Source organism: Spirosoma knui (assembly GCF_054780635.1).
In genome coordinates this window covers 894,080-907,967 of the sequence record NZ_BAAGVY010000001.1, presented here as the reverse complement: position 1 = coordinate 907,967, position 13,888 = coordinate 894,080, and the positions used below count along the sequence as shown (strand labels likewise).

The 13,888-nt window shown below is 48.7% G+C and carries 6 protein-coding genes; 5 read left to right on the top strand and 1 reads right to left on the bottom strand.

The genetic code is table 11. From position 1 onward, the window contains the following. Positions 1 to 183: 183 nt before the first annotated feature. Complete coding sequence (locus tag ACYVIY_RS03660) at positions 184 to 1,797, top strand: sensor histidine kinase (protein WP_460974916.1); 1,614 nt, start codon at positions 184 to 186, stop codon at positions 1,795 to 1,797. Between the two features lie 136 nt (positions 1,798 to 1,933). Further along, positions 1,934 to 3,139, top strand: coding sequence for a glycosyltransferase family 1 protein (locus ACYVIY_RS03655; protein WP_460974915.1), 1,206 nt, complete (start codon positions 1,934 to 1,936; stop codon positions 3,137 to 3,139). A gap of 49 nt (positions 3,140 to 3,188) precedes the next feature. Here ACYVIY_RS03655 and ACYVIY_RS03650 read toward each other — a convergent pair whose 3' ends face one another. Next, a complete protein-coding gene (locus ACYVIY_RS03650) occupies positions 3,189 to 4,802 on the bottom strand; it encodes an NFACT RNA binding domain-containing protein (RefSeq protein WP_460974913.1) in 1,614 nt (537 codons plus the stop codon). 286 nt (positions 4,803 to 5,088) lie between these two features. Here ACYVIY_RS03650 and ACYVIY_RS03645 point away from each other — a divergent pair, with 286 nt between their 5' ends. The 3 genes from ACYVIY_RS03645 (at position 5,089) to ACYVIY_RS03635 (ending at position 13,811) form a co-directional block, all read left to right on the top strand. After that, positions 5,089 to 8,361 carry a SusC/RagA family TonB-linked outer membrane protein gene (locus ACYVIY_RS03645; protein ID WP_460974912.1) on the top strand — a complete coding sequence of 1,091 codons (3,273 nt, stop codon included), beginning with the start codon at positions 5,089 to 5,091 and terminating at the stop codon, positions 8,359 to 8,361. A gap of 71 nt (positions 8,362 to 8,432) precedes the next feature. After that, on the top strand, positions 8,433 to 10,175 hold the full coding sequence (locus tag ACYVIY_RS03640; RefSeq protein ID WP_460974911.1) for a RagB/SusD family nutrient uptake outer membrane protein: 1,743 nt from the start codon (positions 8,433 to 8,435) through the stop codon (positions 10,173 to 10,175). A 345-nt stretch (positions 10,176 to 10,520) separates the two neighbouring features. Beyond that, a complete protein-coding gene (locus tag ACYVIY_RS03635; RefSeq protein ID WP_460974910.1) occupies positions 10,521 to 13,811 on the top strand; it encodes a SusC/RagA family TonB-linked outer membrane protein in 3,291 nt (1,096 codons plus the stop codon). Positions 13,812 to 13,888: the final 77 nt, after the last annotated feature.

The window sequence follows — 13,888 nt, the reverse complement described above, 5'->3', positions numbered from 1 at the left end:
TAACTAGCAACCGATTGCATAAATAAATCATTGCTATTTCCCCTAAAGCCGTTTACTAAACTGTGTCTAATTTCTTTATTACTCGGTAGTTTTTTTAACTATCTTTCGTTAAAAATATATACGAAATAGAGCAATCTCCTAGTTGTTCTTATACGTAAACACCATACTTCGACCGTAACTTTTATGAATAATGTATTACTTGGCTCCCCGCCTGGGCCAGTAAGTCTCGATACGTCTTATACCGACAATCTTACCCTTGAGGAACAGGCCCAGTTGTGGCAGCAAACGCTGAACTATTCCGTGAACGGCCTGGTAGGATTAGAAGCTGTTCGAGATGATGCCCAACAAATCATCAATTTCCGCTATCGATTTGTCAATCAGGTTGCTCTCCGCGACACAATCCAGGCTAAGGCAAATCATACGAATTTAATCGGTGGGCTTTTAACCGATTTTTTCCCAGTCATACAGCATAGTTCGTTATGGGAAACTTATATCAACGTTGTAGAGACTGGAGAAACCCACCGGTTCGAGCATCAGTACACCCTTGATAAACGCGACATCTGGATCGTCCAGTCCGCATCGTCGTTTGGAAAAGATGGGCTGTTGTTATCCTATACCGAAACCAGCGATCTACATTTAGCCGCCCGTCGGGTCTCCCGGCAAACTGCGCTTCTGAACGGCGTACTTAACTCGTCGCCTAACGCCATTGTGGTTTTCGAAGCCATTCGGGATGGCCAAAGCGCATTGGTTGACTTCCATATTTCGCTGGTTAACCGCGTGTTTGAAACCATGACCGGGCGAGATGCGGCTTTCTTCTCCGCTACTACGCTCATGGCCATTTACCCGATCGGCCCGTTGCGGATTCAGCGTCTCCAACATCTGCTCGACACCGGCGAACCCATTCATTTCGATGAGTTTGTGGCGGCTCTGGGCCGTTGGCTCGACATTACGCTCACGCGCCTGAATGACGGCTTTGTGGCTACAATTCAAGACATTACTGCCCAGCGGCAGGTGCAGCAACAGCTAGAGACAACCGTGCAGGAGTTGCACCGCTCAAATCAGAATCTGGAGCAGTTCGCTTACGTAGCCAGTCACGATTTGCAGGAGCCGCTCCGCAAGATCGTTTCGTTTGGCGACGTTCTGAACGATCAGTTTGCCGACGGTATGAGCGAATCAGCCGCTGACCTGATTCGCCGGATGCAGCGTTCGGCCAATCGAATGCGCTCTTTAGTGCAGGACTTACTCGCCTTCTCGCGTTTGTCGGGTAATACAGAATCGTTCGGTCTGGTTGATTTAAACCACCTCATTGCCTCGATCGTCGATGACTTGGAGATAACCATTCAGGATCAGCGGGCAACTATTCGGCTCGAAAGTTTACCTGCCATCTGGGGCGATGCGTCGCTGCTACGTCAGTTGTTCCAGAACCTGATTAGCAACGCCTTAAAGTTTCAGCGCCCCAACCGAATCGACCAATCGGCACTGCCTCAGATAACCGCCCGCGGCCGGGTTGCAGCTTCTCAGGAATTGCCGCTCTGTCTCTTAAACACTGATTCGTCACAAGCCGGTCGGCGTTACGCACGTATTGAAATTCAGGACAATGGCATAGGATTTGACGAGCGATACCTCGACCGCATTTTTACCATTTTCCAGCGCCTTCATGGCCGGATGCATTATACCGGTACGGGCATGGGACTGGCAATCTGCAAGAAAGTCATTGATATTCACGGCGGCCACATTACGGCGGTGAGCCGCGAAGGCGAAGGGGCTACCTTTGTTTTACATTTACCGATGCAATAAAGGGCAGGGCCATTTGCTAACTTATCATTTTGCGCTTTAACATTTTAGAGGGGGCTATGTTCTTGTTGAAGAACATGCCGAAGTAGAAGTACAGGATCTATCCGAACTTGCTTCGTTTAAGCCTCTCCTAAAATATATGAAAATAACGGACTCAACACCAGATTCAATCGCTGTTACACAAAACGCAAATCGGCCAGCTAATACGGTAACAGCTGCCGTGCCACTACCATTTGGTGAGGTCCGTGACTTAATTTGTTTCTCTCATTTACGTTGGAATTTTGTTTATCAGCGTCCGCAGCACCTGCTCGAACGGGCTACTAAAAATTACCGGGTTTGGTTTATTGAAGAGCCAATCTACGATGGTAATAAGCGGATGAACGTTTGCCGCCAGACCGATCGATTAACGGTTTTGGTACCTCATCTGCCGCAAGGCACCAGTCCGGAAGATGCCTTGGTTCTACAGCGTCAACTACTGGATGAGTTCATACAGGGTGAGCAAATCACGGAGTTTATTGCCTGGTATTATACTCCTATGGCTCTGCTCTTTAGCAACCACCTTCGTCCTAAGCTTACCATTTATGACTGCATGGATGAGCTGTCGGCTTTCTGGGGCGCCCCACCTCAATTGCTAGAGCAGGAAAAAACGCTGATGAAGCAGGCTGAACTGGTCTTTACGGGTGGATATAGTTTGTACGAAGCGAAGCAAACGCGGCATCCGAAAGTTTTCGCGTTTCCAAGCAGTATTGATTTTACCCATTTTTCGGCGGCACGGCGCCCGCAACCTGATCCGGTTGATCAACGCCAGCTACCCAATCCACGAATCGGTTTCAGTGGTGTTATCGATGAACGATTCGATTATGAACTGCTGGGTCAATTGGCGCAGCGTCGTCCCGAATGGCAGTTTGTGTTGCTCGGCCCGATTGTAAAAATAAATCAGGCGCTGTTACCCAAGGGGGCAAACATTCACTACCTGGGTATGAAGTCCTACAAAGACCTACCTACGTATTTCAGTAATTGGGACGTAGCGATGTTGCCCTTCGCCCTGAATGACTCTACTCGTTTCATTAGCCCCACGAAGACACCGGAATACCTGGCCGCTGGCCTGCCCGTTGTCTCAACGCCAATCCGCGATGTAGTACGTACCTACGGAACCGAAGATTTCGTGCAGATTGCCGATACTGCCCAGGCTTTTGAAACGGCTATCGAGCTGGCACTCCGTAAAAAGCACCCAACCAACTGGTCATCCATTGATTCATTTTTAATCGAGAACTCTTGGGATCATACTTGGCGTGATATGAACCGGTTGATGATGGCTCAGCTTTCTATGGTAGTCGACCAGTAAACGTTTACCTCCTAAAAAAAGGCCCGCCTAGCAACTAGGCGGGCCTTTTTTATTCACCTCGGGGCACCACCATCACCACATCTTCCTTTTCAACGATTACCTGCCCTTCGGCGAGCCCTTTTGGTTTTCGGACAAACTTCTTTGGTGTTACGGTAACCGGACATAAGCTGTCGGTACGTCGCTTCGAATACCAGGCAGCCAACTCGGCGGCCCGTCCGATTACGTTCTTCGGGAACGGTTTACCAGCCTGGTATTTAATGATGACGTGCGATCCAGCCACGTCACGAGCGTGAAGCCATAAGTCATCCTTGTAAGCGTATTTCTGGGTTAGTAAGTCATTGTTCTTCGCATTACGTCCAATCAGAATCCGGAACTGGTCTACAGCTACCTCCTTGAACAGTTCATTTGTACTTTCTCCTGTCAACAGACTATCCCGCTCGCCAACTAAAGCCTGTTGTTTTACGTAACGTCGTAATTCCTTGAGCGTTTGAATGGCCTCAATTTCTGTCTTGTGCTGCGCCAATCGGGTAAGATCGGCCTCGCGAAGGGCTACCTGATTGGTAAGATGTTCCTCTTCCAGCTTTTCATTTTTGGCTTTACGATAAAAGTTTTCGGCGTTCTTCTGAGGGCTTAAATCTGGTTTTAGCTTGAGGGTGATCGGCTCATCGCGGTAGAAGTCATACAGAGTTAGCCGTTCGGGCGATTTTGCGCCGGGGCTTTCGGCAATATCATGAAGGTTAGCCATCAGGATATGCCCCATTTCTTCGTGACTTGCTCCCTCCTCACGGCTAATGAGTCGCTGCATGGTAGCCTCAATCTGAGCCAGCGCCTTTTTTCGTCGTTTTTCAATGAGCCGCAATAAGTTTGCTTTCTCCTGTTCAAACGTACTGAGTCCTGAAAAGGCGGTATAAAATCGGTTGGCCGCTTCAAGAGGATCCTGGAATTCCCGCTGCACTTCGCCCACTGGCAGCAAACTCAGGGCGGGTTTATGGTCGACTCGAGTCAGGTAAAAATTCGGTTGTTCTAATTGAGCAAGCGTTTTTTGAATAATCGCCCATTTGTCTGGTCCCGACAATGGCTTATCCAGCCCCTTTTCATTCAGCCACTGATTTACAACCTTACCGAACGTTGGAAAGAGTAGCCGATGGTCGAAATTAGCCTGCTCAAACGCCTGATAAGACTGGTCGATCGGGCGGTCGAAACTACTGAGTGTTAACTCCTCGTCGGTCGCCAGCTTATGGTTGAACATGTCAACCACGTGTTCTCCCTGAAAAGCCAGTAGGTTAGGTCGGTTTCCAAAAAACTTGAACACGAGCGTAAACTCATTTTCCAGCAGGATTGCCAGACAACGCTCATTCACAAAGGATCGCGTTCCAATTACCAGGGGTTCTTTCTCGCTCTCGCCAATAACATCACCAAACAAATCGACGCTGTTGGTTCGCGCCCTGCGTGTCGATTCAGGGAAAACCAATCCCGAAAAGTCAGGTCTAAGACTAGCTTTTACATAGAATGGTTTATAGTAATTAACCTTCCCTTTTGCCTGCGCAAACACCAGAATAACTTCGTCGCGGTCTTGACTATAGCATTCCATGAACCGCAAACCGTTGATCTGATCGGCTAATTTCGGAGCAAGCTGACGTAAGAAATAGAAATTTGTATGCATGGTCGAATTCAACTATATCTGTCCAATAAACTTTATAAACTAAGTATTATTAACTATTATATACTACCCTAATTTACGTGTAAGTAATTTTACTTTTTCTACATAATAATTTATGCAAACTCTTAGTTTACAGCTATTTAGCTTGTTTATAGATATAAATATCCCCATAATAATCTTAATTTTTTCCTTAATACATTTCGATTTATGCAATAAATACTCTTTGTATTTTTACATAAACTGCTTAACATTGTTGCGATTACCTAATTTATAACCAACCTTAATGATAATGAGAGCAATTCTCTACAAGCTTCTGCATGGTGCTTCACTGTGTGCAGTCTTGCTGTTATGGAGCATAAACGCTTCCGCTCAAGACCGTAGAATTACGGGTAAAATTTCGGGTGTTGATGGTCCAGTTCCGGGGGCTAACATCGTCTTGAAAGGCACCCAAACGGGGACCTCCTCTGATGCCGACGGTAACTTTGCTATTAACGTACGGGGCACTAACCCTGTTCTTGTCGTGTCTGCAATTGGCTTCAAAACCCAGGAAATTAACCTTGGCAACAAGTCAGTGATTAACGTTTCGCTTGAAGATGATGCTACAGCTCTGCAGGAGGTTGTCGTAACGGGTTACACCACCGATAACAAACGCGAAACTACGGGTGCCGTATCAACGGTAAAAGCAAGAGCCCTACAAGTTGTTCCGTCCGGAAACGTTGAACAACAGTTGCAGGGTCGCGTAGCCGGCCTGACGGTAATCTCAAACGGGCAGCCAGGTACAACCAGCCAGGTTCGTGTACGTGGTTTTGGTGCCTTTGGTGGCAACGCTCCTCTGAACGTTGTCGATGGTGTTCCCGTAGCATCGACGGACTTTTTAGCACCTGACGATATTGAAACGACTACGGTATTAAAAGACGCAGCTTCCGCTTCTATCTACGGTGCGCGGGCTGCTAACGGCGTTATCGTATACACCACAAAAAAAGGCTCTAAAACAGCGCGTAGACTATCTATTAGCTATGACGGTCAGATGGGTGTAACGGACCCAGGCAAAGGCCAGGAAATGCTTAAACCAAACGAGTTTGCCGAGTGGACCTGGAATGCCGCCCGGAATACGGGTACTCAGGCGGGAACAGCTCCTGTTTACAGCCACCCTCAGTTTGGTAATGGCACAAGTCCGGTCATTCCTGACTGGCTCATTGCTACCCGCCCCGATGCAAGCGGCAATCCTAGCACCAGCTATGGTGTAGTGGGCAATATCGACCTGGATTACGCAAGAAAGTTCTACAACAACAACTCTGGTGCCGGTCCAATTTTCCAGACCGTACGGGCGAACAAAGAAGGTACAGATTGGTATAAGGCCATCACCCGCACCGGAACGTTACAGCGTCATGCGTTGGGCTTCTCGGGTGGTACTACGAACAGCCGGTATTATATCGGTTTAAGCGCTCAAACTCAGCAAGGTATTCTGCTGGCTAACGACTTTAAACGGTATACTTTCCGGGCTAACACGGAATTTGATCTGTCGAAACGCATCCGCATCGGCGAAAACCTGCAATTCACGTATCGTTCAGTACGTGGTCAGGGTGGTGGCAGCGGTGGTCAGGGTGTAGCCGCCGACGAAAACGACATCCTTCAGGCGTTCCGGATGCCATCGATCATTCCGGTATATGATGAATTTGGTGGCTACGCGGGTACTGCGGCCAAGGGTTTCAACAACCCACGTAACCCAGTTGCCAGCCGTCAGAGCCAGGAAAATAACAGATCGTTCAACGCGAACGGCTTTGGCAACCTCTACGTCGAATATGATCCTATCGATAACCTGACATTACGTAGTAGCATCGGCGGTCAGTTCAACAGCTTCTACAATGTTGGCTACAGCCGTCTGCAATACGAAAACTCCGAAAATAACTCAGCAACAGGGTTTAACGAGGGGGGAGGCTATTCATTCCAGTGGGTATTAACGAATACTGCCAATTACAAACGTCGGTTCGGTATCCATAATCTAGACGTGTTACTTGGCCAGGAAGCCCTGAACACGGGCGTTTTCCGGAATATCAACGGTAATGGTCAAAACCCTTTCTCGTTTGACCCGAACTACATCACACTGAACACCGTATCGGCTACTGGCCGTACCGTTGGCAGTGACTATGGACAGGGTGTAAACTTTAACTCCGTGTTCGGTCGGGTGAACTACTCGTTTAACGATAAATATATTGTGACGGGGCTGATTCGTCGCGACGGTTCGAGTCGTTTTGGTGCCAACAATCGGTATGGGGTATTCCCAGCAGCTTCGGCCGCCTGGCGTATTTCGTCGGAGAGCTTCATGAAGAACCTGCCCTGGGTTACCGATCTGAAGATTCGCGGTGGTTACGGGATCATGGGTAACTCGAACAACGTAGATCCGAACAACCAGTTTAGCTTATATGCCAGTGACTTAGGCAACTCGGCTTACGATATCAATGGCACCAACTCGAGCACAGTCGCTGGTTTCTACCGTTCACGGATTGGTAACCCCGATGCGAAATGGGAAACCTCTGTAACGACCAACATTGGTATTGACGGAACATTCTTCAATGGTAAGCTGGACGTTATCCTGGACCTATGGCGGAAAGACACCAAAGACCTGCTGTTTGCTGTACCCATCCCCGACGTTATTGGTACGTATGCTTCAGCTCCGTCGGTTAACATTGGTAAAATGTTGAACCAGGGTCTTGACCTACAGATCATTACCCGTGGCAAAATCGGTTCTGATGTGGGTTACGAAGCAAACGTAACGGGTAGCTTCCTAAAGAACGAGATTACGTATCTGGCCCCTGGCCTGACTTACCTGACAACGGTAAACCCTGGCTTCCGGGGGATTAACCCAATCCGGAATCAGTTGAACTACTCCATCTCGTCATTCTACGGTTACCAAGTACTGGGGCTGTTCAACAGCAAAGCCGAAGTGGATGCTGCACCCAAGCAGGATGGAGCTGCTCCGGGTCGTTTCCGGTATGCAGATATAAACGGTGACAACCAAATTACAGCTGATGACCGCACGTATCTGGGCAGCCCGGTTCCGAAATTCACCGGCGGTTTCAGCCTTAAGTTCACGTATAAAGGGTTTGACATTGAGACCTATGCCTATACGTCGATTGGCAACAAAATCTTTAACGTATCGAAGTGGTTTACTGACTTCTATCCGTCGTTTGCCGGAGCGGCCATAAGTGCTCGGGTGAAAAACTCGTGGACCCCACAGAACACCGGCACAGACATCCCAATTTTCGAGTCGGCATCGAACTTCAGCACGAATACGCAGTCGAACTCTTTCTATGTTGAGGATGGCTCGTACTTCCGTCTGCAAAACCTATCAGTCGGCTATAACCTGCCAGCTGGTCTGCTCAGCAAGCTGAAACTACAGCGTGTACGGGTATTTGCCTCGACGAACAACCTGTTCACCGTTACCAAGTACCAGGGCTTAGACCCAAGCGTAGGTGGAAACGCCGATACCAACTTTGGTATCGATGTGGGTAACTACCCCATCACACGGAGCTTCACCGGCGGTTTGAGCATTGGCTTCTAATTAAATCAAGTGATAACCCGACACCGGGTACGTAAATGCATCTGGTGTCGGCAAATCCGTAAAATCATACCATGAAATACAAAAACAAGTTTTCCATTATCGGGGTAACTGCAGCCTTATCAATTATGGCGGTTGCCTGTAAAGATAAGTTTCTGGAGGTACCTGTAACTGGTCAGTTAAGTAACGCGCAGTTAAACTCTAAAGCTGGTATCGAAGGTTCACTGGTTTCGGTCTATTCAATGCTCAGTGGTCGTGGAGACCGGTTGGCTTCCGCTTCGAACTGGGTATGGGGTGGAATTCGGGGTGGGGATGCGAACAAAGGCACTGACCCAGGAGATTTCTCGACAATCAACCCTCTGCAGCGTTTCGAAACCATCTCTACCTCAGGTGAAATCGGTGGCTCCTGGCAGCGTAAGTACGAAGCCATCAGCCGTGCCAATGCAACGTTACGTCTGTTGGCCAGCGCTGGAGCTGACGTAACGGCCGACGACAAGAAGCGTATTTCGGCAGAAACGCGTTTCCTGCGTGGATTCAACTATTTTGAACTGAAACGGCTGTTCAACAACACGCCTTACATCGACGAAACGGTCGACTACGGCGCGGGTATCGAAAAAGTAGCCAACAATACAGACCTGTATCCAAAAATCGAGGCTGATCTCAAATACGCCTATGATAACCTTCCTGAAACACAGGCTGCGGCTGGCCGGGTAAATAAATGGGCGGCAGCTGCTTACCTGGCTAAAGTGTATCTCTATCAGAAGAAGTACGCCGAAGCAAAAGCGCTGTTCGACCTCGTGATCGCGAACGGCAAAACGTCAGGTGGTAAGAAATATGGCCTTGTTCCTTCCTATCCGGATCTGTTCAAAGCAGCAAATGATAACAACGAAGAATCGATCTTTGCAATTCAGGCAGCCGCGAACACAGGTAACGTGAATAATGCGAATCCGGAGTTTGACCTGAACTATCCGTATAATACAGGTCCGAACGGACCAGGTAACTGCTGCGGATTTAACCAGCCAAGTTTCGAATACGTAAACTCATTCCGGACAACAGCTGCTGGTTTGCCCTTGCTGGACAACTCCTACAACGCAGCCGCGAACGAGGTTAAGAACGACATGGGGATTCTATCGAAAGACGCCTTTACGCCAGACGCAGGCAATTTAGATCCTCGCCTTGACCACACCGTTGGCCGTCGGGGTATTCCTTACCTGGATTGGCAAGATCACCCAGGTGCCGACTGGATTCGGAACCAGCCAAACGGTGGTCCTTATTCACCCAAGAAGTTCACCTATTACAAATCGGATGTGGGTAAGTTTCAGGATAATAGCTCCTGGACACCAGGCTACAGTGCTCTGAACGTACCACTCATGCGTTTCGCGGATGTACTGTTGATGGCTGCCGAAGTAGAAATTGAGGTAGGATCGCTGACCAAAGCAATGGAATATACAAATATGGTACGGAAGCGTGCCGCTAACCCAGCTAGCTTCGTCACGAAGGGGGGTGCACCAGCAGCCAAATACGTCATCGCGGAATATCCGTCGTCTACTTTCGCCAGCAAAGAGTCAGCTCGTACGGCTGTTCGCTTCGAGCGTCGACTGGAACTTGGCGACGAGGGACACCGGTTCTTCGATCTGGTACGTTGGGGAATTGCCGAGCCGACGATCAACGCCTACTTGGCTTACGAAGGTACCAAGCTACCGACAACGTTAGGTGGTGCACGGTTCACCGCAAATCAGGATGAATATCTTCCGATCCCACAAACTCAAATTGATCTTCAGGGCAAAGACGTCCTAAAGCAGAACACAGGATATTAACTCCTTCTACCGATAAAAAAGCCCAGGCTGGACAACCAGCCTGGGCTTTTTTATTGATTAACACCAGACAAAAGGCACGTATAATCTGCCATATAACAGGCAAACAGCACAAGCAATAAATCAAGTATAAATACTCAATATCTATATCAATTATTTAAATAGTTTGATACTCAAAATTACTTACAGTTCTTTGAGTAATTATTACAAGTAATTGTACTGTATTAATACTGAGCATCCAAATTTTAATCATTTACGCTATTGGAATATGATTTATCTGATATAATCTTTGCATGTTTTTACAAATCCATAAGTTAAATACAAATAATAAACCCAATTCTACAACCTATGAAAGCGACACTTTACAGGTGTTTGAAGCCAGGATTGCTCGGCTTGTTCATCCTGTTATGCAGCTTGAGCGGTTTCGCTCAGGATCGACGTATAACGGGGAAGATTTCTAGTACTGACGGTGCCGTACCTGGAGCGAACATTGTCTTGAAAGGTACCCAAACTGGTACCTCGTCGGATGCTGAAGGTAATTTTGGTCTCAATATCCGGGGCACAAATCCTGTGTTAGTTATTTCGGCGATCGGTTACAAAACACAAGAAGTTCCGGTCGGCAACCAGTCAACCCTCAACATTTCGCTGGCCGAAGATGCAACGGCTCTGCAGGAAGTTGTGGTAACGGGTTACTCGACGGAAAATCGCCGGGACGTGACCGGAGCCGTATCGACGGTGAAGCCAGCGCAACTTAAAGTTGTGCCATCAACGAACGTTGAGCAGCAGTTACAGGGCCGGGTAGCCGGTGTAACGGTTATCACGAACGGGCAGCCCGGTACGAGTAGCCAAGTTCGGGTTCGTGGTTTTACATCGTTCGGCGGTAATCAGCCACTGTATGTGGTTGATGGGGTACCAACTCAAAACATCAATTTCTTAGCACCTGATGATATTGAGACCACAACGGTACTGAAAGACGCAGCTTCTGCATCGGTATATGGAGCGCGGGCAGCTTCCGGCGTTATCGTGTTAACAACCAAAAAAGGCCAGCGTCGGGCTCAGAAATTGAGCGTAAGCTACGATGGTTTGTACGGCGTTACAGATCCAGGAAATGGTCCGAAAATTTTAACTCCACAAGAACAGGCTGACTGGACCTGGCAGGCCCGTAAAAACGATCTGTTCCAGACAGGAACGCCAGTTGGTCCGGATAGCTTTACCGGTATTGCTAACAACCAGTACGGATCGGGTCAAACCCCGGTTTTACCGGATTATCTGCTGGTTGGCAGCCGTTCAGGTGTAACCGGCGCTATCGATTTAGCGGCTGAGCAGGCGAAGTACAATGTAAACCCAGCTAACGGAGCTATTTATCTGGTGATCCCAGCGAATAAGCAGGGAACCGACTGGTACAAAGAAATCACGCGGGTTGCTCCTCTGATGCGCCATTCGCTGGGCTTTTCGGGTGGTACGGAATATAGCCGGTATTACCTCAGCTTGGGTATGCAGCAACAGGCCGGTATTATTCAATACAACAATTTTAACCGGTACACCTTACGGGCAAATACTGAATTTGACATTACCAAAAAATTGCGGTTTGGCGAAAACATTCAGCTTGCTTACGTATCGGCGACCGGCTTGCAGGGTAGCACAGGTAGTACGCTTGGTAATGGCACCAACAACAACTCCAGTACAGCCAACGACGAAAACGACATCCTGTTAGCGTTCCGGCAGGCACCGATCATACCCGTCTACAACTCATTTGGTGGATATGCCGGTACAGCAGCTCCTGGCTTTAACAACGCCCGGAACCCGGTAGCCAACCGGATTGGTGCAGCTAACAACCTGAACTACAATTTCATTACGTTCGGTAATGCTTACCTGGAGTATGATGTGATTCCAGCGTTAACGTTACGGAGCAGCCTGGGTGGTACGTACTTCACCAACTATGGCAATAGCTATGAACGCTCGCAGTACGAAAACTCGGAAAACAACACCAACTTTACGTACCGCGAAAACGCATCCTATGGCTTGTCCTGGACGTTTACGAACACAGCTCAATACAAACAGCGGTTTGGTATTCACGACATCAGCGTATTAGCGGGTATCGAAGCACTAAATACCGGCTCAGGACGTAACCTCAATGGATCAGGTTTGAACCCATTTACGACTGATCCGAACTACGTAACGATCGCAACAACTACACCCGGCGCAACCCGTCAGGTAAACAGCGGCTACGGACTTGGCAATAAGTTCTTCTCCGTCTTCGGTCAGGCTCGGTACACGTTCAACGATAAATACATCGGAACGGTAGTTGTACGTCGTGACGGTTCATCGCAGTTTGGTTCAAACAACCGCTACGGGGTATTCCCAGCGTTCTCGGCCGCCTGGCGTCTTTCGTCGGAAGACTTCATGAAGAGCCTTCCCTGGATCTCAGATCTGAAAATTCGCGGTGGTTACGGTTTAATGGGGAACTCGAACTACCTGAGCTCGACCAACCAGTTCAACCTGTTTGCTTCAAACGCGGGTAACAGCTACGACATCACGGGTGCCAATACCTCGGTTCAACCCGGTTATTACCGGAGCCAGATCGGTAATCCCGATGCGAAGTGGGAAACTTCGATTACCTCAAACGTCGGTATTGACGGAGCGTTCTTCAACAACAAGTTAGAAGTTGTGCTTGACATATGGCAGAAGGATACCAAAGACCTGCTGTACCCGCTGGCACTTCCTGGCGTTGTAGGGGTTCGGGCGAATGCTCCTTACGTTAACGTGGCTAGTATGCGGAACAAGGGTATCGACCTGTTAGTAACCAACCGTGGTAACGTAACGGGTGACCTGAGCTATGAAGTAACGGCGATTGGTAGCATCCTGGACAACAAAATCACAGCCATTGCGCCATCTGTACCGTACTTCTTTGGCGGTGGTAGCCAGCGGTTGAGTACCCCTGTTGTTCGGAACGAACCTGGTCATGATCTGTCTTCGTTCTACGGCTATCAGGTACTGGGTCTGTTCAACACCAAAGAAGAAGTGGCTGCTGCGCCTACGCAAACCGGAGCAGCTCCGGGCCGTTTCCGGTTCGCGGATATCAATGGCGATGGTCAGATCAACGATGATGACCGGACGTACATAGGTAGCCCAATTCCGAAGTTCACGGGTAGTCTGACGCTGACGCTGCGGTACAAAGGTTTCGACCTGAACACCAACGTGTACACCTCCCTGGGCAACAAAATCTTTAACAATCAGAAGTGGTATACCGATTTCTATCCATCGTTCCCAGGAGCGGCTGTTAGTGCTCGGGTGAAAGATTCGTGGTTGCCTACGAACATGAACACGAACGTACCGATTTTCGAAAACACATCGAACTTCAGTACGAATACGCAGGCAAACTCGTATTATGTAGAAAACGGTTCGTATGGCCGGATGCAGTACCTGACCTTAGGGTACACCTTCCCAGCTGCGACGATCAGCCGTCTTAACCTGAGCCGGTTACGCCTATCGCTGTCGGCAACGAACCTGTTCACGATCACTAAATACTCAGGTCTAGACCCAGCAGTAGGTGGTGCAGCCGATCAGAACTTCGGTATCGACGTTGGTAACTACCCTGTTACGCGTGGTTACAACTTTGGTTTAAGCTTTGGTTTCTAAACCAGACAAATGAGCAATCTGTCCGGTAAAACAAGTCGCCGGACAGATTCTCCAGACACGTTAATCAATCTCATAAT

What these genes read in the sequence shown, in the direction of transcription:
- ACYVIY_RS03650 (WP_460974913.1), bottom strand. Translation starts at nt 4,802, where the DNA reads ATGCATACAAATTTCTATTTCTTACGTCAGCTTGCTCCGAAATTAGCC.
- ACYVIY_RS03645 (WP_460974912.1), top strand. Translation starts at nt 5,089, where the DNA reads ATGAGAGCAATTCTCTACAAGCTTCTGCATGGTGCTTCACTGTGTGCA.
- ACYVIY_RS03640 (WP_460974911.1), top strand. Translation starts at nt 8,433, where the DNA reads ATGAAATACAAAAACAAGTTTTCCATTATCGGGGTAACTGCAGCCTTA.
- ACYVIY_RS03655 (WP_460974915.1), top strand. Translation starts at nt 1,934, where the DNA reads ATGAAAATAACGGACTCAACACCAGATTCAATCGCTGTTACACAAAAC.
- ACYVIY_RS03660 (WP_460974916.1), top strand. Translation starts at nt 184, where the DNA reads ATGAATAATGTATTACTTGGCTCCCCGCCTGGGCCAGTAAGTCTCGAT.
- ACYVIY_RS03635 (WP_460974910.1), top strand. Translation starts at nt 10,521, where the DNA reads ATGAAAGCGACACTTTACAGGTGTTTGAAGCCAGGATTGCTCGGCTTG.